A 22,510-nucleotide genomic window follows, 5' to 3' on the forward strand; every position below is an offset into this window, starting at 1 on the left:
CCGGCGGAACTCATGACGGCAATCTGTCATCAACCTGTTTGGGAATGGGCCTCGAAGGAATACTCGTGGAACCCTTGACCTGCAGAAATACGCCTCCCGGCCTCATGCAACAAGCGTACATATTCGGCTCGTTTCTTTGCGTCATAGCGCACCACGGGGAATGACAAGCTCAAGGCCGCCACGGCGTGACCGAAGCGATCAAAGACCGGAACCGATAGGCAACGAACGCCAAGCTCGGCTTCTTCCCGATCTTCTGCAACACCTTCTTTCCGGATCTCTGGCAACTCACCCATGACTGCCTCTACGCTGGTCAAGGTGTGTTCGGTATGGGATACGAAATCCACGGATTCCAGAACCTCCCTTGCCCGCTCCTGATCCATCCACGCTAGAAGAACCTTCCCCATTGCAGTGGAATACACCGGGTTGCGACGCCCGATACGTGACTGCATGCAAAGGTTGTACTGGGAACTGTACTTGTGGATGTACATGATCTGCCTTGGATCATCATCCAGAACCCCCAAGTGAATTGCCTCGTGGGTCTGCTCGGAAAGCTTGCGCATTTCCACATCGGCCAGGCGCGTCAAGTCGACATGCTGCAGTGCCGAAGAGCCCAGCTCGAAAAGCTTCAGGGTCAGGGCATATTTCTCCGACTCTTCCTCCTGACTGACATAACCCAGCTCCTTCATCGTCTGCAGGAAGCGATAGGCGGTGCTCTTCGATGTAACAGCACGCTGGGAAAGCTCGGACAACCCGATCTCCCTTTGCTCGGCCAGCCCCTCGAGAATCCCGAACACCTTCATGACGGCGGCTACGTTATCGGGTTTTTGCGACGTGGCCATAGCCCCACACCTCGTTTCATAAAAATTGGAATCATGGTCTGAATTTAACGCAAAACGTCTTCTGCCGCCACCGGTCTCCTCGCATCGCCCTGCCCCATAGGACATTTGGCATCGACCAAAGTATAAAAGAAACGCCATTTCATTTTTATAGGAACATTGTTACTTTTTTAGTGGCCCAAGGGATTAAAACGTGAAAAGCCTTCTTTTCCCACCACGCTGGACCGGTAAGAACAAACCCTTTTGGCCTGATCATGACAATTCACAAAAACCAACAATGGAGCTGACATGCGAGCCACACACCAGTCGAGATGGTTCATCGGTACCGCCACAGCCTGCATGACGATGTTTCTGGCAGGACCTTCTCTCGCTGCCGAAGACATCCTGACAATGAAGCTGGAACACACTACCAATAGCCATGCCCTGACCTTGCCCAAGGTGGCTATCACTCGAGTCTTTGATGACACTTCATCCCTGACCCTTGAAAAATCCTGGTACTGGCAGGAAGGCGTCCATGAGAATGGTTGGCCAAAACACGATGAGGGATTTGTCAACTACTCCTTTCCTTCCCAGGGTCTGGGCGAAGATAACAGGTGGTCCTTGACACCGCAGCTAGGTGCAAAATTTCGCCCGAATGTGACTCGTGCCTTGGCTGCTATAAAGCTAGGTTATCAAGGCAATGGTTGGAATCTTTCCGGGCGCTATCGTTACGAACAAGAAACGACTCATAAAACAGCAAAAGAAGGTACGGCAGGAAGGATAGATCTATATGCCAGTTATGACATCAACGATGAATGGATGCTCCTATATAACCCTCATTACCATTTCAAGCATGAAGACGATTCACCTGATTTCGGCACCGGAGATCGTGACTATCTCGAGCAGGAGCTACTAATCTTTCATAAGCTCGATGCCAAAAACACGCTCTTCGGCGGTTATATTCAACGGGACAAGAATAGCGACCAGGCATCAATGGATCCCGGTCAGCGAAACAGTTCCTGGCTGATTGGCTATCAACACAGGTTCTAATCATTTCAGGCATGGGAAAATATTTCCCATGCCATAATCGATCGAATTTTGAGAGCAAGATGATCCATCAAACCTGACAGATCGGCACAACATCATGACCCAGGAGAGAAAGCATGCAAAAAGTACGCACAGTAATTGATCGAAGCATACAGCTCGTTTGTTGCTTTCTATTCATGGTGATGGTGGTAACAGCCAGCTGGCAGGTGATCAGCCGTTATATTCTCAACAGCCCCAGCACAACATCAGAAGCTTTTCTTCGCTGTTCCTTGATATGGCTTTCCATGCTCGCCATCGCTTATGTTGCGGGCCGGCGAGAGCATGTCAGCTTGACACTATTCACTGATAAGCTGACCGGATCCTGGAAAATGGCTTCCGACCTTTTAACCGAACTACTTTTCATTGTTTTTTCCATCTTTATCATGATACATGGCGGTTTTCATGCCGCATCCAACACGATGTCACAACTATACCCCATGTTGAACATCCCGAAAGGGTTGATTTATCTATCTCTGCCTGTGTCCGGCTGCATCATCGTTGCATATAGCATTATCAACTGCTTGAAAATAATCCAAAACTCACAGACGATCAGGAGTCAGTGATCATGATACTGGACGCAGGCCTTGTTCTCGTCTTGTCTTTCCTTGGACTTCTTGTCATTGGAGCGCCAATTGGAATCTGTATCGCGGCCTCTTCGGCGATAACGATACTTCTGGAGCTTCCAGCAGATATTGCCATTTTCACAACGGCTCAAAAAATGGCATCAAGCCTGGATAGCTTCACACTGCTGGCCGTGCCTTTCTTTATATTTTCCGGAGTTCTCATGAACAACGGAGGAATTGCCCTTCGCCTGGTCAATTTCGCCAAACTATTCAGTGCCAGGATTCCTGGATCGTTGGCACACACGAATATTGTCGGCAACATGATGTTTGGAGCGATCTCAGGATCCGCGATTGCCGCCTCGACCTCCATCGGGGGAGTCATGGTTCCCATGAGCGAGAAGGAAGGTTATAGCCGACCATTCTCTGCATCTGCAAATATCGCCTCTGCCCCTACGGGAATGCTGATCCCTCCGACAACCTCTTTTATTCTCTATGCATTGGCCAGTGGCGGAACCTCAATATCTGCTCTGTTTGCCGGAGGGCTCGTAGCCGGCAGCCTATGGGGTGCAGGATGTATCCTGGTCGCTCTGATCATTGCCAAGTACCGGAACTACACAGTCAAGCTGGACTTGCGCGATAACTCCATCAAGACCGTCATCTTTCAGGCACTTCCCAGCCTTCTTCTGATTGCCATCATCGTCGGTGGCATCGTATTTGGCATCTTTACGGCTGTCGAAGCATCTGCCATTGCTGTTATCTACACAATATTCTTGACCGTCATCGTCTATCGAACCATTAATCTAAGTTCCTTCATCGATTCATTGATCAAAGCAACCGAGACGACTGGCGTGATCATGTTTCTTCTCGCGGCCTCTTCGGCCATGTCGTTCGCCATGTCCATCACAGGATTGCCTACAGCAATCAGCTCCGCCATTTTAGGGTTTTCCGATAATCCAGCTACCGTATTGTTAATCATCACGGCCTTGCTCCTTATCATCGGATGCTTCATGGACATTGGCCCTGCCATCTTGATCTTTACGCCGATTCTCCTTCCCATTACATCAGCAATTGATATCGATCCAATACATTTCGGCATTATCATGGTATTCAACTTGTGCATCGGAACCATCACTCCTCCTGTGGGAACCGGGCTTTTCATTGGTGCCGGCATCGCCAAGGAAAAGGTCGAAAATTTGCTTATCCCTCTTTTACCTTTCTACTTTGTCATCCTTTCAGTCCTGCTACTAATCACTTTCATCCCGGAAATTACATTATTCCTTCCCGTCATGATGGGACTCTAGCTTTAAAACCCGAAAAGGTGAGAATCACATGAAGACATTCAGCGTCAAGCACAGCCCGCTTTTGAGGCAGGAAGAGCGTTTCATCTCCAAGAATGAAGTCACTGAATTGATCAGAAAGACTATCGACAACCTGATCAATATACAGGATGAAACTGGTGAATTTCTGCTTCATCTGGATGATGGTCGAACCATAGACACAAAAGGATGGGCTGGCTGGGAATGGACCCACGGCATCGGTCTTTATGGTATCTACAAGTATTACGAACAAACCGATGACAACGAGGCATTGGCCATCATCGACTCCTGGTTCCATGACCGCTTTACCGAGCGACTGGCAACCAAGAACGTCAACACGGTATGCCCCTTTCTCACACTCGCCTACCGCTACGAGGAGACAGGTCGCAAGGAGTGGTTACCGTATCTGCAGGCCTGGGCAGATTGGGTCATGCACGATATGCCCCGTACCGACAAGGGCGGACTACAGCATGTCGTTTACAACAGCGAGAATCATCAACAACTCTGGGACGACACACTGATGATGAGCGTGCTGCCGTTGGCCAAGATCGGGCAGCTCCTCAACAGGCCAGATTATGTGGAAGAAGCGAAATACCAGTTCCTGGTACACGTCCAGTATCTCATGGACAGGGAAACAGGCGCCTGGTTTCATGGCTGGACGTTCGAAGGCAACCATAATTTCGCCAGGGCACGCTGGGCGCGTGGCAATAGCTGGTTGACAATCGTCATTCCCGAATTTATCGAGCTTCTCGATCTTCCTCCCCACGATCCTATTCGACGTTTTCTCATCCAGGTTCTGGAATCCCAGGTAGAGGCACTGGCCAAGTGGCAATCGGAATCAGGGTTGTGGCATACGCTACTTGATGACCCATCCTCTTACCTGGAGGCATCAGCAACAGCCGGCTTCGCCTATGGCATTCTCAAAGCCGTCAGAATGCGCTATCTCGACGCTTCCTATTACGACATCGCCGAGAAGGCCATCAAAAGTATCATTCACCACATCACCCCTGATGGAGAGTTAGAGCAAGTCTCTTTCGGAACCGCTATGGGAGATGATCTTGACTATTACCGAACGATTCCCTTGACATCCATGCCCTATGGCCAGGCCATGGCAATCCTGTGCCTATCAGAATACTTGAGGACATATTTATAACGTTCACCTGGCCCGCTGGGCCTCGAACTCACCAACAAGTTCAAGAAAGGAGCCGTCATGACTAAACCAGCTCATACAAAGGCGTTTTTGGCTGCCACGCTTACCGCCCTCTCTCTTGGAGCATCAGCGGTTCATGCCGAAAACAAAGTTAATATCAAACTAGCATATGCCCAAAACTCCCAACCTGTAAAAGATGCGCTAGCCAAGTTCGGCTCACTCGTCGAGGAGAAGTCAGGAGGCTCAATAAGCGTCACCTACTTCCCCGATAGCCAACTAGGTGGAGAAAGCGAACTCGTCGAGCTCCTGCAGACCGGCGCAATCGATATGACCAAGGTCTCCGGCGGGCTCATGGGAAGCTTTTCACCACTTTACAGCGTCTTCTCCATGCCTTATTTATTCGATGGAGAGAAGCACTTTCATGATGTAATGAGCAATCCTGACATCATGAATGACGTATATCAGTCGACAAAGGACCAAGGATTCGTGGGTGTTGGCTGGTACGACTCTGGACAACGAAATTTTTACACAACAGATGAGCCAATCCACGAAGTCTCTGATCTGGAAGGTAAAAAAATTCGGGTCATGCAGAGCGAAAAGGCCATCAACACCATGAAGCTGCTTGGAGCTTCGCCCGTTGTGATGTCCCAGGAGGAGGTATACACCGCACTACAACAGGGTATTCTTGATGGCGCGGAAAACAATGAATTCGCATTGACTGCGGCACGCCATGGAGAGGTGGTCAACTACTACACCCTCGATGGTCACACTAGAATCCCCGACATCATTCTTTTCAACAGTAACACGCTTTCCAGCTTGACGGATCCACAGCGTGAAGCCGTCATGTCGGCTATCGATGAGTCGATTCAATTTCAGCTTGAACAGTGGTCTCAATCCGTCGAGGAAGCGAGAAAAAGTATCAAGGATGACTTTAACGTTGAGATCAATGAAGTGGATATTTCACCTTTCCAGGATGCCGTACAACCGATGTATGACAACCTAAAAAGCCATCCAGAACAATATTCACTTTACCAAAAGATAAAAAACACCAGCAGCAACCAGTAACCTTCCCCTAGAGATATTGCCGAAACGCTTGGCAATATCTCTTCATCAACACACAAAACACCGAAGTAATGAAAATGAGCACAACCTTGAATATTGGAATCAGGGCACACGACCTGCCCAAGCAGCCCATGGAAGGCCTGATAAAGGATATCGCCCGCCGAGGGCTTGGATCAGTACAGTTAGCACTGAACAAGTCTTTCGACCTTGATATAAAGCCTGGGACATTAAACCCAGGAATGGCCTACTTGATTGGGTCAGCGTTCCGGCGCCACGATATCCAAATTGCTGTTCTTGGCTGCTACACCAACATAATTCATCCGGACCCCGAAGAGCGGCACTCTGCATTATCGAGATTCAAGGAGCACATCCGTTTTTCGAGAGACTTCGGCTGTGGAATCGTTGGAACCGAAACAGGCAATGTCAACCCAGACATCATATACACTGAAGAAAACTTTCATGAGAAGCCATTCCAGGATGTTTTATCAAGTGTAAGAGAGCTCGTGGAGGAAGCCGAAAAATTCGGTGTCATCGTAGGTATCGAACCGGGTGTCAATCATCCCATATACTCTCCCGAGACAATGAAACGCTTGCTCGATGAGGTGCAATCCAACAACCTTCAGGTGATATTCGACCCGGTCAATCTCATGACAGCGGAGAATCACGAGCGACAGAATGAAATATTGAGAGAAGCCTTCTCATTGTGGGGAGACCGCATAGCGGTCATCCACGCCAAGGACTTCATCATCTCGGAAGGACGCTTGGTTCCCGCGTCCGTGGGGAAAGGACTGATGGACTATGAGTTCATCATTCAGCAGCTTAGTCCCCACATCAATATCATTCTGGATGAAACAAGCCCCGAGCATATCGAGGATGCCATTCATTTCCTGAAATCCTGCGAATCGACCTCATGAAAATCTAGCGGGTCCTGATATCACCCGCACTGGAGCGTGCCAAGGATAGGGGGCATACCTATCCCTGTCGTATGGTTTCCCCTATCCTGCGGCGAATATCCGTGCAACCAAGGGAAAGCCATCATGTGGGACCAGCAAGAGATTCGCCTCGCGCCGCGTTCGCGGGGCTTTCACTTGATCACCGACGAGGTCATCGAGGCGGTTCCTCGCATAGCGAGCTTGCAGGTTGGTCTGCTGCACCTGCAGCTATTGCATACCTCGGCCTCGCTGACTCTCAACGAGAACGCCGATCCCGATGTGCGCCACGACATGGATGCCTTCCTGCGCGACCGAATACCGGGCGATCTTCCCTATTTCCGCCATACGCTGGAAGGGCCGGACGACATGCCAGCCCATGTCGCGGCGAGCCTGTTCGGTACTCAGCTAACCCTGGCCGTGCGTGACGGCCGCCTGGCGCTTGGTACCTGGCAAGGTGTCTGGTTCGGCGAACATCGCGACCATGGCGGGCCCCGGCGCCTGATCGCCACCCTCAACGGAGAGTGAAAGGCCAGGCATCGTCACGGGAGCCATTGGCACTCCGGCGGCCGCGGCTAGGCGACCTCATCGCGAAGCGGTAAAATAGGCAACTTTGCATCGGCAGACGTTTCAGGGTGAAGTCTCGGCATGCCGATCCCGACATTGCTCACGGCCTGCCCCGGCGCGGGTCGTGTGTAACGCTATAAGAGCCCGCTCGTGAAACTGCTCGACATTCCCTTCGATGATCGCCGGCGCCGTTATCTGGTCTTTCGCCCGAGGGACCTGCCGGATCGCCTGCGGCTGGCCAGTACCTCCACTACCGCAGCTTTCGAGGCCATGGGCAGCAGTCGCTTCTATGTCTCGCAGGATCAGCGCATCCTGGCCAAGGTGGTGCCGGATAAATTCAGCAAGAGGCGGCATCCGCTGAAGTGGTTGTTGCACGACTACCTCGAGAAACGCTGGTTGATGCAGTCCGATGCCCGCAAGGAGTTCCTCAGCTTGCGCATCCTGCAACGTGCTGGGCTGCGCGTTCCCCATTGCCATGGCTGGGGCCTGTCCTTCAATCCCGCCAACCGGGCTCCTTCACTGTTGCTGATGGAGCGGCTGCACGATGCCCGCACAGGCGGCGAGGTCTTCGATGCCCTCGATGAGACGGGACGCCGGCATTTGCTCGATACCTTCTGCCGTGAGGTGGTACAACTCGCCCACGCTGGCTACGTGCATCGCGACCTGCACTTCAACAACCTCCTGGTGGACGACCAGGGGCGTTTGACCTGGCTCGATGCCCATGTCCGCCCCCTGCCACGGCGGGTCAGCGACCACTGGCCGGCCATTCGCGACTCCCTGACTGCCGGCAAGCTGCGTGGCGAAGCCTACCGAGCCCTCGCCGAGCGTCGTATCGCCGAGCTCTGGGCCGGCGAGCCGACCAGGTAAACCGCCAGGATTGAATCGCGCCACCGTGAACGTCTCTCACTCATCATCCCAGTCATTCGGCGTCCAGGTAATGCCGTTGTCATTGGTGGCATCCCATTCCAGCACAGCATTGCGATGGAAGTTTTTCGAGCCTGAGTCGTTATTGTCCGAGGTATTCTTGATGGTGCCGCTCACACTATCACCGTTACAGCCCCAGCCCACGTCTTCACAGGGATCCTCCAGTCCCTCGGCGATATTCACCGAGACGCGCAATTTCGCCGCACTCAGTTCCGACAGCGCGGCGCTGTGCTCTGCACGCTCGGTATAGTCCTGGTAACGCGGCACCGCAACCGCCGCCAGTATCCCGATGATCGCCACCACGATGAGCAGTTCGATCAGAGTGAAACCTAACTGACGCGGCGCCAGGGTCGCCGTCGCTCCGTCTTTCTGCCCTTCTTGCGCCCTTTCCCTCGCCCTTTCTTGAGTATTTTCTTGAGTACTTTCGACCCTTTCCATGGTCCATCTCCCTGATTGGCTGGACATTCTTCTCAGGAGACTCGTGGCTTGCTGCTCCCATCAAGCCACGTCTGCCGCTCCTGTCTTGACGGTAGGTAGCGGCCCCGAAGCCAACAAGGACGATTCTCTGGCTTTTCGGCGTCGTCATCTCGCATGGCGGAGTCGGTGAATTCGTCGCCATGACACCGCAGAAAGCGTCGGGCCGCGAACACACTGACTGCCTAGACTCGGCGATATCCTCAGCCGTATCGCGAGACGTCATGAGCGACTATCCAGCGTGTGACGACATGGACCGGAATCCCGATCGCCCCACCGATGGCCTTGGTGGCCTGGCTCGTCGGCTGGTCGAAGACGGCCTGCTCGATGCCCGGGAGGCCCGGCGACTGGAGCAGCAGGCCCGACACAGCGGATGCTCGCTACTGACGCTCGCCGTCGATGCCGAGGCCGTGTCGGCGTGGCAAGCCGCCGAGGCGGCCGCCAGGGAATACGGGCTGGGCTTCGTCGATCTGGATACCCTGGAATTCGACGAACTGCCGCCCGTCGCGGACTATCCAGAAGCCCTGTTGCGTCGACTCGGCGTACTGCCCCTGCGTCGCCATGGCGGACGTCTCAGCGTCGCCGTGAGTCAACCCGCGACACTCGCCGAGCTCGATGAACTACGCTTCGCCACCGGCCTGACGCCCGAGGGCGTCCTGGCACCCAGGGATCAGCTCGCTGCCTGGCTGGAACGCTACCTCAGCTCCACGAGCGGTACCCTTGCGGCAATGGCTCGCATGGAGTCGATATCCGGAGCACCGGGCACGAGCCATGAGGAGGAGATCCCGACATCCAGCGCGACGCACGACGATGCGCCACTGGTGGCCTTTATCGACGGAGTCCTTCAGGACGCCATCCGGCACGGTGCCTCGGACATCCACTTCGAACCCTATGCAGCTCACTTTCGCATTCGCCAGCGGATCGACGGCATCCTGCATGACGTGGCACACCCTCCCTTCGCGATGCGCTCGCGCATTGCCGCCCGACTCAAGGTAATGGCGCGCCTGGACATCTCGGAACGTCGTCTTCCCCAGGATGGCGCCATCAAATGGCGCCACCTCGGAGGTCCCGGTGTCGATTTCCGCGTCAACACCATGCCCACCGTGCATGGCGAAAAAATCGTCCTGCGCTTGCTCGACCCGACTTCGGCGCAGTGGAACATCACTCAACTGGGCCTCACCACGGCACAACAGCAGCTCTACGAAAGCGCCCTGTCTTCCCCTCAGGGAATGATCCTGGTCACCGGCCCCACCGGCAGCGGCAAGACGGTGACGCTGTATAGCGGGCTGGGACGGCTCAACGAGGCCAGCCGCAACATCTGTACTGCCGAGGATCCGGTCGAGATCAAGCTGGAAGGCATCAATCAGGTCAATGTCCAGCCACGCATCGGGCTGGATTTCGCCAGCACCCTGCGCGCCTTCCTGCGGCAGGACCCGGACGTGATGATGGTCGGCGAGATTCGTGACCGGGAAACCGCGGACATCGCCGTCAAGGCATCCCAGACCGGCCACCTGGTGCTTTCCACGCTGCATACCAATTCCGCGGCACAGACGCTGACACGACTGGTCGACATGGGCATCGCGCCCTTCAATATCGCCGATTCGGTGAGCCTGATCATCGCCCAGCGCCTGGCGCGCCGACTCTGCGAGCGCTGCAAGCGGCCTACGCGACCGGACCATCAGGCCCTGCTGGATCTCGGCATCGACGCGCGCATGGCCTGTCGCGCCGATCTCCACGACCCCGTCGGTTGCGGCTATTGCACGCAGGGATTCAAGGGACGCATCGGCCTCTACGAAGTCGTGCCGATCGACGCGGCAATGCGCGAACGCATCCTGCATCGCGGCACCGCCACCGAACTGGAAGAGCAGGCACGCCGCAGTGGCCAGCCGAGCTTATGGCACGACGGGATCGACAAGGCCATGCAGGGACTGACCAGTCTCGGCGAAGTACATCGCGTGACCGGCAATCATTGAGACAAAACGACACGGAGGCTCGATGCCCCATTCCCATCACGGTGATGCCCCCAGGCCGTACCGTTGGCGCTGGGCGGGACGGGATGCCGATGGCCGACGCATTTCCGGCGAGAGCGTCGCCACGCGGCGTGAAGACGTCGCGCGACACCTTGCCGAACAACGCATCCTCGTCCGACGCATCCAGCGCAAGCGGGGCATGGGCGCGCGCGTGGGGCGTATCGGCCCCCGCGACATCACGCTCTTTGCACGCCAGATGGCCACCCTGCTGCGCGCCGGCATTCCGGTGCTGCAAGGCCTGGGCGTTGTCGCCAAGGGTGTCGAAAAGCCTGCCATGCGGCTTCTGGTCGAAGCGCTGAGCAAGGAGGTGACCGAAGGCGCCAGCGTGGCGGAGGCCCTGGGCCGTCATCCCCGGCACTTCGGAGGGCTCTTCATACATCTGGTGGCAGCCGGCGAACAGTCCGGCACCCTGGAGCGCATGCTCGATCGCGTGGCCACCCACAAGGAAAAAATCGAAAGGCTTCAGGGGCGTGTCCGCAGGGCGCTCTGGTATCCGGCCGTTGTCCTCGTCACAGGCGTAGCGGTCGCCGCTCTGCTGCTGGTCAAGGTCGTACCGCGCTTCGAGGGTCTGTTCAGGGATTTCGGTGCCGAACTGCCGGCATTGACGCGCTTGACGCTGTCGCTATCCCAGGCCGTGCAGCACTACTGGGGCTGGGGACTCGCCCTCGCGATCGGCCTGCCCCTGCTGGTGCACGCCGGGCAGCGACGCTCTGCGGCTTTCGCCGGCCACCTGCATGCACTGGCCCTGGGCTTGCCGGTGCTCGGCGATATCCTCGACAAGTCCTGCGTGGCCCGATATTGCCGGACACTGGCAACGACCCTCGGCGCCGGCGTGCCCCTGGTGGAAGGGCTGGAAAGTGCCGCCGGCGCTACCGGGAATCGCACCTTCAGCACTGCCATCGGCCACATTCGACGCGAGGTGCTCGACGGTCAGCCGCTGCATGTCGCCATGCGCCACTCCCGACATTTTCCAGCGCTGGCGACTCAGATGGTCGCCATCGGCGAGGAATCAGGCACCCTGGATCAGATGCTAGAGCGCATCGCCGACCATTACGAGCAAGAGGTCGATGACCGTGTCGACGTCCTGACCTCATTGCTCGAACCCGCCGTCATCGTGATTCTCGGCGTGATGGTCGGCGGACTGGTGGTGGCCATGTATCTGCCCATCTTCGCGCTCGGGGGCGCCATTTGAGCAATGCTTTTACGCATCGCCCATTCAATGCAGCCGCATCAACTCGCTTCCTGCTGCGCCGGCGGCTCGGGCAACGGGGCCTGCATCGCCGAGACCACCACGGGGCGCAGGCGCCGTACCAGGTCACGCACCGAGACATGTTCGTGATAATCCTGCTCGGCGATATCGCGTAGCGCATCCAGTCCCGAGAGCGTGAAGATCACCGTGCCAAGCACGAAATGCAGGCGCCAGAAGCGTTCGGCATCGGGCAACTCCGGCGTCGCCCGCCTCACCAACTCGGTGAAGCGCGTGAAGACACTGCCGTACTCTTCCTGGATATAACGACGCAGATGGCCCTGGGCCTGGCTGTAGGCCAGACCCAGCAGGCGCATGAACACTTTCAGGCTATTGCGCTCCGCCGGCACCTCGAGCACGGTGCGGGCCATGGTCTCGAGCAGTTCTTCGAGCGGAATCTCGCTGCCATCCTGGCGATGTCGTGCTTCCAGCTCGTCAAGGGCGGCATGGAAGCGTGTGGTGAAAGGGTCCAGATAGCGCGCGAAAACGGCCTGGATCAACGACTTCTTGGAGCCAAAGTGGTAATTCACCGCGGCCAGATTGACCTTGGCCTTGCTGGTGATGTTGCGCAATGACGTCTCGGCGAATCCACGCTCGGCGAACAGCACTTCGGCGGTATCGAGAATGCGCGTGACAGTGTCAGGCTGGGCCATGAATCGGGTCCAAAGTTGGAAACAATTGTTTGAATATGGCCCGAGTGTACGACAGGCCACGCACTGCCTCAATGTCACAAATTATGAACCGTTTTAAACGTTGCCTCGCTAAGGAGTCGTTGTCGCGATATGGGATGCGCTTTTACTGGATGGATCACCATGCTGTATACTTGACCAATAGCATGGCGGTCGGATCTGACGCTGTCCGAATCCTGGCTGCGCTCGCGGCTTTTCGGATAAGAGCCCGGGCCCACCGATCCGTCCCTTGAACAGGTTCTCGACCCGGAGGTCGCATGACTCGCTCCCTCACGCCCCGTCAGCAGAACGTCTTCGATTTCATCGTCAAGACCATGAACGAGCTGGGCTATCCCCCGACCCGGGCCGAAATCTCCCGCGCGCTCGGCTTTCGCTCGCCCAACGCCGCCGAGGAGCATTTGCGGGCCCTGGAACGCAAGGGGGTCATCCGGGTGATTCGCGGCACATCGCGGGGCATCCGCCTGCCTGCGCAGGAGGCCGACCCCCAGGCCGCCGGCGACACCGCCACGGACAGCACGCCCTCCCAGGGGCTGCCCATCATCGGCGAAGTCGCGGCCGGCAGCCCGATCCTCGCCACCGAGCACATCGATCGCTACTGCCCGCTGCCTCCTGAATACTTTACCCCGCGCGCCGATTACCTGTTGCGGGTACGCGGCCTGTCCATGCAGAACATCGGCATCCTGGAAGGCGACCTGCTCGCCGTGCATCGCACCGAACGCATCCGCGACGGCCAGATCGTGGTCGCACGCCTCGAGGAGGAAGTCACCGTCAAGCGCTTCCATCGCCAGGGCCACCGGGTGGTCCTGGAAGCCGAGAATCCCGATTTCGCCCCCATCGAGGTCGACCTGCGCCACCAGGAACTGGAGATCGAGGGTATCGGTGTGGGCGTCATTCGCGGGGGCAACGGCCAGGCCCTGGCCTGATGCCTGCGGGGAGCGGAGACGGCCGTGCGCAAGATACTGCATGCCGACTGCGACTGCTTCTATGCCGCCGTAGAGATGCGCGACAATCCTGCGCTGCGTGACATTCCACTGGCCATCGGCGGAACGCGGGAACAGCGCGGCGTGATCGCCACCTGCAACTACCCCGCCCGGGCCTACGGCATCCACTCGGCCATGCCCACTGCCCGGGCGTTGCGCCTCTGCCCTCACCTGACCCTGCTGCCCGGCGACTTCGACAAGTACCGGGCGGTGTCCCGACAGCTCCAGGACATTTTTCACGAATTGACGCCGGTGATCGAACCCCTGTCGCTCGACGAAGCTTTCCTGGATGTCACCGATGTCGAGAATTTCCAGGGCAGCGCAACCTGGATGGCCCAGTGGCTCAAGCGGGAATGCCTGGCCCGCACCGGCATCACCGTCTCGGTGGGCGTTGCACCGGCCAAGTTTCTGGCCAAGATCGCCAGCGACTGGGAGAAACCCGACGGGCTCACGGTGATTCCCCCGGAACAGGTCGACACCTTCGTTGCCACGCTGCCGGTGCACAAGCTTCACGGCGTCGGCCCCGCCACCGCGGCACGGCTGGAGGCCCTGGGAATCGCCACCTGCTCCGACCTGAGACGCTTGCCCTTCGAGCGCCTGATCGACGAATTCGGCAAGTTCGGACGCCGTCTGTTCGAGCTCGCGCGGGGCATCGACGAACGTCCGGTGCGTACCGAACGCGAGCGCAAGTCGATCAGCGTCGAGACCACCTTCGAACAGGATCTGCCCGACCTCTCCAGTGCGCAGCAGGCACTGGCGCCGCTGTGCGAACGCCTGAAGGAACGACTCGCCCGGTACGGTCAGCCCCCCCTTGCCGGTCTGTTCGTCAAGGTACGTTTTGACGACTTCAGTCTCACCACCCTGGAGAGTCGCGGTCTTCCAGCCGCTCCCGAAAGCTTCTCGCAGTTGCTCGAACAGGCCTGGTCACGCGCCCATCGCCCGGTAAGGCTGCTCGGCGTCGGCGCGCGCCTGATACCCGAAGAAGCCCGCCAGCAGCTCCCGCTGCCGCTGTAATCCATCCTGTCTCAGAGGATGTATACAAAGGTCACGGGCGACGACATCTCAGGCAAAGACCACCGTCTTGTTACCATGCAGCAAGACACGATCCTCCAGATGCCAACGCACGCCCCGCGCCAGCACTGCCTTCTCGACATCGCGGCCGAACCGCACCAGGTCATTAGGCGTATGGCAATGGCTGACCCGGTGAATGTCCTGCTCGATGATGGGACCGGCATCCAGCTCTTCGGTCACGTAATGACAGGTGGCACCAATCAGCTTCACCCCTCGTCGATACGCCTGGTGATACGGCTTGGCACCGGCGAAGGACGGCAAAAAGCTGTGATGGATATTGAGCACGCGTCCGGCATAGCGCTGGCAGATTCCCGGCGGGAGAATCTGCATGTAGCGCGCCAGCACCACACAGTCGGCGTCCGCCGACTCGACCAGTTGCTCGATCTCGGCGAACGCCGGCGCCTTGTCTTCGGCCGGTACCGGCACATGGTGGTAGGGAATCTCGTGCCATTCCACCAGACTGCGCAGATCGTCATGGTTGGAGATCACCGCTGCAATGTCGCAGTCGAGCTCACCGGCGGTCCAGCGGTAAAGCAGATCCACCAGGCAATGACTTTCCCGGGAGACCATCAGCACCACGCGACGACGCTGCCGGGTATCGGTGAGTGCCCATTGCATGTCGAATTCCCGGGCGATCGGTTCGAAAGCCTCGCGCAAGGCCTCTGGCGTCATGCCGACGGTATCGGCCAGGATTTCGTAGCGCATGAAGAAACGCCCGGACTCGAAATCGGAATGCTGGCTGGCCTCGGTGATGGAACCGCCATGGCCGGTGATGAAACTGGAAACACGGGCCACGATCCCCAGACGATCAGGGCAGGAAATCACCAGACGATAATAATGTGACATCGCGAAAGCATTCCATTGGGATAACAGCAGAAGGCGGCATTGTAACGAAACCCGGCCAACACTACACGGTACGAAGCGGCGCATTGTGGGGCATGGCAGCGATCCCGTATAGTGGACATCACACTTACTGCCCAGCCCCTCTCGATGCCCCAGCCCCGCGTTCAGATCCGTTCCCGCCGCCGTGCCCCCCTTCATCTTCTCCCCCTGGGCGGCTGTGGCGAGATCGGGATGAACCTCACGCTCTATGAACACCGTGACCGCTGGATCGCCGTGGACTGCGGCATGATGATTCGCCAGGACCTGCCGGGCAGCCCCCTGCAAGTACCCGACCTTACTCCCCTCGAGACTCTGGGCATCGCCCCGGAAGCCCTGGTCATCACCCATGGCCACGAGGACCATATCGGTGCTGCGGCCTGGCTCTGGCCGCAATGGGGCTGCCCGATCCACGCTACTCCCCTCGCCGCCGGGCTGCTGCGCAGCAAGTTCGCGGAACGCGGCCTGCGTACCGATGCCATCCATGTCATCGAGCCAGGGGAAGCGATCGAGATCGGCCACTTCGCGCTGCGCTACCTGCCCCTGACGCACTCGATACCGGAAAGCTGTGCTCTGCTGATACAGGCCGGAGAACGTCGGATCCTGCACACCGGCGACTGGAAGCTCGATCCCGCCCCCTTGCTCGGCGCCCCCATCGATGCCGATATCTACCGGGCGATCGCGCCGGTCGACCTGGTGGTCGGCGATTCCACCTGCGCCCCGGAGCCAGGACACTCGCGCAGCGAAAGCGAAGTGGCGAACGCCCTGGAAGAGGCCATCGCCGCCCTCAGCGGCCGCGTGGTGGTCAGTTGCTTTGCCAGCAACCTCGACCGGGTTCTGGCGATCGGCCGGGCGGCCGAGCGTTGCGGACGACGGGTGAGCCTGATGGGGCGCTCCATGGAACGCATGGTGCGGATCGCTCAAGGGCTCGGCTATCTGGAGGACTTTCCTGCCCTGGTCCCGGTACACGACCTGGGCTACCTGCCCCCCGATGAGGTGCTGGTGATCGCCACCGGCAGCCAGGGCGAACCGCGCGCCGCCCTGTCACGCCTGGCGGCAGGACGTCATCCGCATTTCGAGCTGATGGAGGGCGACAGCGTCATCTTCTCGGCCCGGGCCATTCCCGGCAACGAACGGCTCATCGAGCGCCTGAAGCATGCCCTGAGACTGACCGGCGTCCGCTTGCTCGACGACACGCACCAGCCGGCACTGCATGCATCGGGCCACCCTTATCAGGACGAGTTGCGCACCTTCTACGACTGGATTGCACCGTGCAACCTGCTGCCGGTACATGGCGAGGCCCGTCATCAGCAGGCCCACCAGGCTCTCGCTAGCGAAATGTCGATCGAAGCGCCGCTGACGCCGCGCAATGGCGATCTGATCCGCCTGGACGACCAGGGCCTTCACCTCCAGCGACATTATCGACTGACACCACGCATCATCGATCAGGACAAGATCGCCCCGGTTGCGGGGTCGGGAGGCGAATCCACGGCACGCCATGACCAGTTGTTCCTGGCCATTTCCGTGGCCGCCAGCGGATGGGGATGGACACGCATCGGCCGCCTCATGCTGGACGACAGCCACGCCAGCCCCCTCGACGAGACGGAACTGGCCGACCGGATCGATGAATGTCTGGATGATATCCAGGCAGACTCCCTGGCGGAACTGCGTGAAGCCCTTTACCCGGACATGATGGCCTGGTTAGCCGACCATCTCCACCGCGTACCCGAAGTGCACCTGCAGATCTTCGCAGTGGAGACCCAGGCCGCGGTGGGGAAGTAACAGGGAAGTTCGCGCACTATTGCGCCGTACAGACTGAAAGCGTCTTGCGCTCGTCTCCGGCACGCGCGTTTTCTTCAACGCCACCCTATCCTTCCATGCCTCTCGCTCACATGCCCATCATGCCTTGTCGGCATCCTTGGCATTCTTCGGCGGACGCCCACGCTTGCGCTTGGGCTGATCGGGCACCAGGTCATCAATGGAAAGACCGGCTTCATTGATTTGCTCGCGAATTTCCGCAAGCTTGCGCGCCTTTTGCGCCTCTTCTTCCTGACGGCGCTTTTCCTCGTCGTTCTTCTGCTCGATCACCTCGCCGATCACCTCGGCCAGTTTGTGCAGTTGTTCCATGCTCAACTGGCGAGCCGCTGCGCGTGCCACATTCTTGTTTCGAGCGATTCGCTCCAGGGTTTGATTGGACATTACCCCCTCCATGACGAATTTAGACGTGCCGGAAAAAGCTGAGTGAACCTTCCACGAGTCTCGGCATGTTCGCTTGACCGCCGAGCTCGTGTTGCACCGGACCATTCAGTTTTCCCCAAAAGCCGATCGGCCGGCCTAAACAAAAGTATATTCGTCAATGCAAGTTTGGCAAGAAAAGCCTGGGAAAAATATATCCAATCATTGGCCATAAAAGACGGACAATCGAACTGGCTGAAAACTTCAGCCACCGGTCATGTTCATGAACCTAACCACTTGTACATCGCCATCGGTGGTGAAGTGGTGACGCTCCGGCTTGAGGGGCATCGCCGCCACGATGGCGTTCTTGAGCTCGTCAATATTGCCGGGATGACGTCGCAGCACTTCCCTGAGATCGACCGAATGCTCGTTGCCCAGACATAGCAGCAGACGACCTTCCACCGTCACGCGCACCCGATTGCAAGAAGAACAAAAATTGTGACTATGCGGCGATATGAAGCCGATACGGGTATCGCTGTCGGGCATGCGGAAATAGCGAGACGGGCCCGGAGTCGTCTCGGTGGTGGGGATGAGCTCGTGCTGCTGTTCGATCAGTGCCTGGACTTCATCACTCGAACAGTAGGTTTCGGCACGAGAATGATCGGATACATCACCGAGCGGCATTTCCTCGATGAAGCTGATATCGACCCCTTCGCGACGAGCGAAGTCGACCAGAGGTATCACCTCGTCATCGTTACGCCCCTTGAGGATCACGGCATTGAGCTTGATGCGTTCGAAACCAGCCTCGCGTGCGGCACGCATGCCATCGATGACCTTGTGCAAGTTGCCAGTCCGCGTCAGCCGCCGAAAACGCTCAGGGTCCAGGGAATCGATGCTGATGTTGAGACGCTGAAGCCCTCCTTCGCGCAGGAGCGATGCGTACTTGCCGAGCCCTGCCCCATTGGTCGTCATGGCGAAGTCCTTGAGACCCGGCAAGGAGCCGATGTCGGCTACCAGTCGATCGATGTCGCGTCTGACCAGAGGCTCGCCACCGGTCAGGCGAATCTTCTCCACCCCCAGTTCGGTGAAAGCCCTGGCAACCAGACTGAGCTCCTCGAGTGTCAGGACCTGTTCGCGTGGCAGAAACGTCATCTCCTCGCTCATGCAATACACACAGCGGAAGTCACAGCGATCCGTGACGGAGATGCGCACATAGCTCACCCGTCTGCCGAAATCGTCGATGAGTTCGTCGGTCATGATGATGTCTCCCAGCGTCGGGCGTCTCGATGGTCGGTCTCGCGTTCGGCGACCCAGTAATCGCCACTGGCGGTGTGTTCCTTTTTCCAGAAAGGGGCGCGCGTCTTGAGATAGTCCATGATGAAATCGCAGGCTTCGAAGGCCGCGCGTCGGTGTGCGCTGGCCACCAGTACCAGGACAATGGGATCTCCCGGTTCGAGGCGCCCCACACGATGCACCAGTCGCACGTCCTGCAACGGCCAGCGAGCCTCGGCCTCGGCGACGATCTCGGTCAATGCGGACTCGGTCATGCCCGGATAATGCTCGAGGCTCAGCGCCTGGACTTCGGGGCGCTCGTTGAAATCTCGCACCAGTCCCGTGAAGCCGACCACCGCACCGATATCGTGCCGTCCGGCCAGCAGGTCCCTCTGCTCATCACCCGCATCGAAAGCTTGTTGTTGTACGCGGATCATTCGCTCAGCCTCCGGTAACCGGGGGAAAGAAGGCCACTTCGTCATCGGCGGTCAACGGCGTGGCGCCTCCCGCCATGACCTGGTTGACGGCACACAGTACGCGCCCCTCGTCGAGTCCGGCAAAACGCGCATCCATGTCTTTCAGCACCGCCTTGAGACCATTGATGTCGGCGCTCTCGAGCCGTTCGAAGGGCACCGCTACTTCTCCGACACCGAGACGCTCGCGTAGCTCCGCCAGACACTTGACGCGCACGCAGGGCTCGCCCAGATCGCAGCGCACGCCCAGGGACACTTCACCGCTGGCACCCTCCCCCGTGACGATAGGCGAAGCTTCGACCGGTGCCGCACGACGGTAATCGCCGGAAGCACCGCCACTCTTCTCGTCCAGGTGGATGGCGCCGATTTCCATGTCCTTGTCCACCGCCTTGCACATATCGTAGAGCGTCAGGCAGGCCACGGATACCGCCGTCAACGCTTCCATCTCGACGCCCGTGCGACCGTTCAGCCGACAGCGCGCGGTGACATGCACCCCGCCTCCCGCTTCGTCGAGCTGGAAGTCGACCTCGACCTTGGACAAGGGCAGCGCATGACACAGAGGGATCAGCTCATGGGTGCGCTTGGCGGCCTGAATGGCGGCGATACGCGCCGTGGCCAGAACATCGCCCTTGGGCAGGTTGCCCTCGGCCAGCAACTGCAATGTTGCCTGCCGCATATGGATGACGCCGGAGGCACAGGCCTCCCGGCGACTCTCGGGCTTGTCGGCCACATCGACCATGCGGGCCTCGCCGCGTGCGTTGAGATGGGTCAGGGTCATGGATTCAATGCCTACAGTCACGGTAGAGATTGGATGGCCACCTTGTCGATGACCTCGCAGCAGGATAACGTCATGCCTTCCCGGTCCGCGGCGCACGCTCGTCGGGCCAGCGTAACGGCCAGGCCGCCACCCAGTCGACCAGGGCACCGAGGTCGTCGAGATCCAGCCGCTCGACATCGGGCGGATGCGGCGCGTCTCCCTTGGCGGCCACGGCCTTGATCCAGGGATCCTCCGCAGCGCGCGGCGGCTTGCCCAGCTCGCTCCGGTACAATTCCAGCTTGGGCAAGGGCCAGGCCTTGAAGCCTTCCACCAGGATCAGGTCCGGCGACTGCGGGCGCACCATCTCGATCAGTTGCGCCAGATCCGCTTCTTCGCGATCCGGGGTTTCCAGCATCATCGCGATCCGCGCCCGGGAGGCCACCAGCATCGGTGTCGCTCCGGCCTGACGCAGACGGTGGCTATCCTTGCCCGGTTGATCGACGTCGAAATCGTGATGGGCATGCTTGATCACTGCCACTCGCAGGCCGCGCTGCCGCAAGGCGGGCAGCAATTGCTCGAGCAATGTCGTCTTGCCCGTTCCGCTCCAGGCAGCGATGCCCAGCAAGGCGGGCGATTCGGGCAATGCCAGTGTCGCGGGTACTCCATCGGTCATGGCGATGCCGCCTCCCTGCCGAGCTCATGTGCCAGACGCTGCCGCTCGGCATCGGTGTTGAGATTGGCGAAGGCCTCGGGGCAGTCGGAAACATCGACCCAGACGCGCTCATGCCGCGCCTGCCAGGTTTCGACCTTGCGCACGCCCTCGACCAGGCAATGCGCCAGGTCATCGGCCAGGGCAACACGCACCAGGGCCACCACCGGATGGGCACGATGTCCATCATGGGCGACGGCAATGTCGGCCTCGCCGATACCGGCGACCAGGCGGTCGACCAGCGAAGGCGGCAAAGCCGGCGTATCGCACGGCACGACTACCAACCAGGGAGTGCGGGCGGCACGCAGGCCACTGTAGAGGCCCATCAGCGGCCCCTGATACCCGGCTTCGATATCAGCGACGACCCGGTCGGCCAGCGAGGCATAGTCCTCATGATGCCGATTGGCGGTGATCAACAGCTCGCTCACGTGGTCACGCAGCACGTCGCCGGCATGGGCAGCCAGGGGGCGACCAAGAAAGAGCTCGAGGCCCTTGTCGCGTCCCCCCATGCGGCTTCCCCGACCACCGGCCAGCACCAGGCCGGTCAGGTCGTCGCGACGGATCATGACGTCTCCTGCGTTCGGTAACTCTTCAGCCATGATGCCTCACCCAGCGGCTCGGTGCCATGGCTCTGGGCCTCGATGGTGACCCGAAGGCACTCGAGCGGGTATCATGCGTCAAGAATTTTCCACAATGCAGGATGGCGGCAACGCCGCTCACGGGACACAGGATGGAAGAAGGATTCGATGTCGGAGCGCGTCTGCGCCAGCTCCGACAGGAACGACAGCTCTCGCAGCGCGAACTCGCCAAGCGCGCCCAGGTCACCAACAGCACCATCTCGCTGATCGAGCAGAACAGCGTCAGCCCCTCGGTCAGCTCGCTGAAGAAAATACTCGACGCCTTGCCGGTATCGATCACCGCCTTCTTCGCCGGGGAGGAACCCAGCCATCCTCGCCCCTTCTACCGGGCCGAGGAACTCACCGAGATCGGCGATGGCGTACTCTCGTGGCGCCTGGTGGCGGCACGCCGCCCCGATCGACGCATGTCGGTACTCCATGAGCGCTACCCGCCCGGCGCCGACAGCGGCGAGGACATGCTCGAGCACGACGGCGAAGAAGGCGGCGTGGTCATCTCCGGCCACATCGAAATCACGGTCAATGGCGAGGTCGCGGTCCTCTCGGCCGGCGATGCCTACTACTTCGACTCCCGGCTCCCCCACCGCTTCCGCAATGCCGGCGACACCGAATGCGTGATCGTCAGCGCCAACACCCCGCCCTCCTTCTCGGATGGCGGCGAGGTACTGCACCACGGGCAGAGCGGCGCCGAGGGCTGAGCCACCACTC

General features: G+C 58.9%; 24 protein-coding genes. 14 read left to right on the plus strand and 10 right to left on the minus strand.

The window, feature by feature from the left end:
* Positions 1-29: 29 nt before the first annotated feature.
* The gene (kdgR, locus tag HELO_RS10860; RefSeq protein ID WP_013332718.1) at positions 30-839 is read right to left on the minus strand and encodes a DNA-binding transcriptional regulator KdgR; all 810 of its coding nucleotides are present in this window, start codon (positions 837-839) and stop codon (positions 30-32) included.
* 285 nt (positions 840-1,124) lie between these two features.
* On the opposite strand from kdgR, the gene HELO_RS19180 reads away from it, so the two are divergent.
* The 8 genes from HELO_RS19180 to HELO_RS10900 all read left to right on the plus strand — a co-directional run bounded on the left by HELO_RS19180 (position 1,125) and on the right by HELO_RS10900 (position 8,355).
* Positions 1,125-1,865, plus strand: coding sequence for an oligogalacturonate-specific porin KdgM family protein (locus HELO_RS19180; RefSeq protein WP_157953417.1), 741 nt, complete (start codon positions 1,125-1,127; stop codon positions 1,863-1,865).
* A gap of 113 nt (positions 1,866-1,978) precedes the next feature.
* Positions 1,979-2,464, plus strand: coding sequence for a TRAP transporter small permease (locus HELO_RS10870; protein WP_041602092.1), 486 nt, complete (start codon positions 1,979-1,981; stop codon positions 2,462-2,464).
* A gap of 2 nt (positions 2,465-2,466) precedes the next feature.
* Positions 2,467-3,765, plus strand: a complete 1,299-nt coding sequence (locus HELO_RS10875) for a TRAP transporter large permease (protein WP_013332719.1) — start codon at positions 2,467-2,469, stop codon at positions 3,763-3,765.
* A 28-nt stretch (positions 3,766-3,793) separates the two neighbouring features.
* Positions 3,794-4,933, plus strand: a complete 1,140-nt coding sequence (gene bglB, locus HELO_RS10880) for a beta-galactosidase BglB (protein WP_013332720.1) — start codon at positions 3,794-3,796, stop codon at positions 4,931-4,933.
* Between the two features lie 57 nt (positions 4,934-4,990).
* Complete coding sequence (locus tag HELO_RS10885; protein WP_041602094.1) at positions 4,991-5,995, plus strand: TRAP transporter substrate-binding protein; 1,005 nt, start codon at positions 4,991-4,993, stop codon at positions 5,993-5,995.
* 74 nt (positions 5,996-6,069) lie between these two features.
* Positions 6,070-6,906, plus strand: a complete 837-nt coding sequence (locus HELO_RS10890) for a sugar phosphate isomerase/epimerase family protein (RefSeq protein WP_041602553.1) — start codon at positions 6,070-6,072, stop codon at positions 6,904-6,906.
* A gap of 123 nt (positions 6,907-7,029) precedes the next feature.
* Positions 7,030-7,449, plus strand: a complete 420-nt coding sequence (locus HELO_RS10895) for a secondary thiamine-phosphate synthase enzyme YjbQ (protein ID WP_013332722.1) — start codon at positions 7,030-7,032, stop codon at positions 7,447-7,449.
* Positions 7,450-7,638: 189 nt separating this feature from the next.
* Positions 7,639-8,355: a lipopolysaccharide kinase InaA family protein gene (locus tag HELO_RS10900; protein ID WP_013332723.1), complete on the plus strand. Its 717-nt coding sequence runs from the start codon at positions 7,639-7,641 to the stop codon at positions 8,353-8,355.
* A gap of 36 nt (positions 8,356-8,391) precedes the next feature.
* On the opposite strand, the gene HELO_RS19400 is transcribed toward HELO_RS10900, so the two are convergent.
* Positions 8,392-8,850 carry a pilin gene (locus HELO_RS19400; protein WP_013332724.1) on the minus strand — a complete coding sequence of 153 codons (459 nt, stop codon included), beginning with the start codon at positions 8,848-8,850 and terminating at the stop codon, positions 8,392-8,394.
* A gap of 260 nt (positions 8,851-9,110) precedes the next feature.
* Here HELO_RS19400 and pilB point away from each other — a divergent pair, with 260 nt between their 5' ends.
* Both pilB and HELO_RS10915 read left to right on the plus strand, forming a co-directional pair.
* Positions 9,111-10,859, plus strand: coding sequence for a type IV-A pilus assembly ATPase PilB (gene pilB / locus HELO_RS10910; protein ID WP_232519594.1), 1,749 nt, complete (start codon positions 9,111-9,113; stop codon positions 10,857-10,859).
* A gap of 22 nt (positions 10,860-10,881) precedes the next feature.
* Positions 10,882-12,108: a type II secretion system F family protein gene (locus HELO_RS10915; RefSeq protein WP_013332726.1), complete on the plus strand. Its 1,227-nt coding sequence runs from the start codon at positions 10,882-10,884 to the stop codon at positions 12,106-12,108.
* A 38-nt stretch (positions 12,109-12,146) separates the two neighbouring features.
* On the opposite strand, the gene HELO_RS10920 is transcribed toward HELO_RS10915, so the two are convergent.
* On the minus strand, positions 12,147-12,815 hold the full coding sequence (locus tag HELO_RS10920; protein ID WP_013332727.1) for a TetR/AcrR family transcriptional regulator: 669 nt from the start codon (positions 12,813-12,815) through the stop codon (positions 12,147-12,149).
* Positions 12,816-13,108: 293 nt separating this feature from the next.
* On the opposite strand from HELO_RS10920, the gene lexA reads away from it, so the two are divergent.
* Together lexA and dinB are read left to right on the plus strand one after the other, a co-directional pair.
* Positions 13,109-13,774, plus strand: coding sequence for a transcriptional repressor LexA (gene lexA / locus HELO_RS10925; RefSeq protein ID WP_013332728.1), 666 nt, complete (start codon positions 13,109-13,111; stop codon positions 13,772-13,774).
* Positions 13,775-13,798: 24 nt separating this feature from the next.
* Positions 13,799-14,845 (plus strand): DNA polymerase IV, encoded by a 1,047-nt coding sequence (gene dinB / locus HELO_RS10930; RefSeq protein ID WP_013332729.1) that lies wholly within the window; start codon positions 13,799-13,801, stop codon positions 14,843-14,845.
* Between the two features lie 48 nt (positions 14,846-14,893).
* Here dinB and purU read toward each other — a convergent pair whose 3' ends face one another.
* Positions 14,894-15,748, minus strand: a complete 855-nt coding sequence (gene purU, locus HELO_RS10935) for a formyltetrahydrofolate deformylase (RefSeq protein WP_041602096.1) — start codon at positions 15,746-15,748, stop codon at positions 14,894-14,896.
* Positions 15,749-15,976: 228 nt separating this feature from the next.
* Between purU and HELO_RS10940 the strand changes: the two genes are divergently transcribed.
* Positions 15,977-17,563, plus strand: a complete 1,587-nt coding sequence (locus HELO_RS10940; RefSeq protein WP_041602097.1) for a ribonuclease J — start codon at positions 15,977-15,979, stop codon at positions 17,561-17,563.
* 117 nt (positions 17,564-17,680) lie between these two features.
* Here HELO_RS10940 and HELO_RS10945 read toward each other — a convergent pair whose 3' ends face one another.
* The 6 genes from HELO_RS10945 to mobA all read right to left on the minus strand — a co-directional run bounded on the left by HELO_RS10945 (position 17,681) and on the right by mobA (position 21,733).
* Positions 17,681-17,980 (minus strand): H-NS family histone-like protein, encoded by a 300-nt coding sequence (locus tag HELO_RS10945; RefSeq protein ID WP_013332732.1) that lies wholly within the window; start codon positions 17,978-17,980, stop codon positions 17,681-17,683.
* Positions 17,981-18,220: 240 nt separating this feature from the next.
* Positions 18,221-19,213 carry a GTP 3',8-cyclase MoaA gene (gene moaA / locus HELO_RS10950; RefSeq protein ID WP_013332733.1) on the minus strand — a complete coding sequence of 331 codons (993 nt, stop codon included), beginning with the start codon at positions 19,211-19,213 and terminating at the stop codon, positions 18,221-18,223.
* Entirely contained in the window at positions 19,210-19,665 is a 456-nt protein-coding gene (gene moaE, locus HELO_RS10955; RefSeq protein WP_013332734.1) for a molybdopterin synthase catalytic subunit MoaE, read from the minus strand. Before moaE ends, moaA begins: the two co-directional genes overlap by 4 nt.
* A gap of 4 nt (positions 19,666-19,669) precedes the next feature.
* On the minus strand, positions 19,670-20,479 hold the full coding sequence (gene moaC / locus HELO_RS10960; protein ID WP_041602098.1) for a cyclic pyranopterin monophosphate synthase MoaC: 810 nt from the start codon (positions 20,477-20,479) through the stop codon (positions 19,670-19,672).
* Between the two features lie 70 nt (positions 20,480-20,549).
* Complete coding sequence (gene mobB, locus HELO_RS10965) at positions 20,550-21,131, minus strand: molybdopterin-guanine dinucleotide biosynthesis protein B (protein WP_013332736.1); 582 nt, start codon at positions 21,129-21,131, stop codon at positions 20,550-20,552.
* Positions 21,128-21,733 carry a molybdenum cofactor guanylyltransferase MobA gene (gene mobA / locus HELO_RS10970; RefSeq protein ID WP_041602099.1) on the minus strand — a complete coding sequence of 202 codons (606 nt, stop codon included), beginning with the start codon at positions 21,731-21,733 and terminating at the stop codon, positions 21,128-21,130. Before mobA ends, mobB begins: the two co-directional genes overlap by 4 nt.
* Before the next feature lie 164 nt (positions 21,734-21,897).
* Between mobA and HELO_RS10975 the strand changes: the two genes are divergently transcribed.
* The gene (locus HELO_RS10975) at positions 21,898-22,500 is read left to right on the plus strand and encodes a cupin domain-containing protein (RefSeq protein WP_013332738.1); all 603 of its coding nucleotides are present in this window, start codon (positions 21,898-21,900) and stop codon (positions 22,498-22,500) included.
* Positions 22,501-22,510: the final 10 nt, after the last annotated feature.

Source organism: Halomonas elongata DSM 2581, assembly GCF_000196875.2.
Lineage (GTDB): Bacteria > Pseudomonadota > Gammaproteobacteria > Pseudomonadales > Halomonadaceae > Halomonas > Halomonas elongata.

Bases quoted from the DNA above. Each gene is read 5' to 3' on its own strand.
- HELO_RS19400 (WP_013332724.1), bottom strand. From the start codon at position 8,850: ATGGAAAGGGTCGAAAGTACTCAAGAAAATACTCAAGAAAGGGCGAGG.
- HELO_RS10940 (WP_041602097.1), top strand. From the start codon at position 15,977: ATGAACCTCACGCTCTATGAACACCGTGACCGCTGGATCGCCGTGGAC.
- moaC (WP_041602098.1), bottom strand. From the start codon at position 20,479: ATGACCCTGACCCATCTCAACGCACGCGGCGAGGCCCGCATGGTCGAT.
- moaA (WP_013332733.1), bottom strand. From the start codon at position 19,213: ATGACCGACGAACTCATCGACGATTTCGGCAGACGGGTGAGCTATGTG.
- HELO_RS10920 (WP_013332727.1), bottom strand. From the start codon at position 12,815: ATGGCCCAGCCTGACACTGTCACGCGCATTCTCGATACCGCCGAAGTG.
- HELO_RS19180 (WP_157953417.1), top strand. From the start codon at position 1,125: ATGCGAGCCACACACCAGTCGAGATGGTTCATCGGTACCGCCACAGCC.
- HELO_RS10975 (WP_013332738.1), top strand. From the start codon at position 21,898: ATGGAAGAAGGATTCGATGTCGGAGCGCGTCTGCGCCAGCTCCGACAG.
- HELO_RS10945 (WP_013332732.1), bottom strand. From the start codon at position 17,980: ATGTCCAATCAAACCCTGGAGCGAATCGCTCGAAACAAGAATGTGGCA.
- purU (WP_041602096.1), bottom strand. From the start codon at position 15,748: ATGTCACATTATTATCGTCTGGTGATTTCCTGCCCTGATCGTCTGGGG.
- HELO_RS10915 (WP_013332726.1), top strand. From the start codon at position 10,882: ATGCCCCATTCCCATCACGGTGATGCCCCCAGGCCGTACCGTTGGCGC.
- HELO_RS10885 (WP_041602094.1), top strand. From the start codon at position 4,991: ATGACTAAACCAGCTCATACAAAGGCGTTTTTGGCTGCCACGCTTACC.
- HELO_RS10870 (WP_041602092.1), top strand. From the start codon at position 1,979: ATGCAAAAAGTACGCACAGTAATTGATCGAAGCATACAGCTCGTTTGT.
- HELO_RS10895 (WP_013332722.1), top strand. From the start codon at position 7,030: ATGTGGGACCAGCAAGAGATTCGCCTCGCGCCGCGTTCGCGGGGCTTT.
- HELO_RS10890 (WP_041602553.1), top strand. From the start codon at position 6,070: ATGAGCACAACCTTGAATATTGGAATCAGGGCACACGACCTGCCCAAG.
- bglB (WP_013332720.1), top strand. From the start codon at position 3,794: ATGAAGACATTCAGCGTCAAGCACAGCCCGCTTTTGAGGCAGGAAGAG.
- mobA (WP_041602099.1), bottom strand. From the start codon at position 21,733: ATGATCCGTCGCGACGACCTGACCGGCCTGGTGCTGGCCGGTGGTCGG.
- HELO_RS10875 (WP_013332719.1), top strand. From the start codon at position 2,467: ATGATACTGGACGCAGGCCTTGTTCTCGTCTTGTCTTTCCTTGGACTT.
- lexA (WP_013332728.1), top strand. From the start codon at position 13,109: ATGACTCGCTCCCTCACGCCCCGTCAGCAGAACGTCTTCGATTTCATC.
- mobB (WP_013332736.1), bottom strand. From the start codon at position 21,131: ATGACCGATGGAGTACCCGCGACACTGGCATTGCCCGAATCGCCCGCC.
- moaE (WP_013332734.1), bottom strand. From the start codon at position 19,665: ATGATCCGCGTACAACAACAAGCTTTCGATGCGGGTGATGAGCAGAGG.
- kdgR (WP_013332718.1), bottom strand. From the start codon at position 839: ATGGCCACGTCGCAAAAACCCGATAACGTAGCCGCCGTCATGAAGGTG.
- pilB (WP_232519594.1), top strand. From the start codon at position 9,111: ATGAGCGACTATCCAGCGTGTGACGACATGGACCGGAATCCCGATCGC.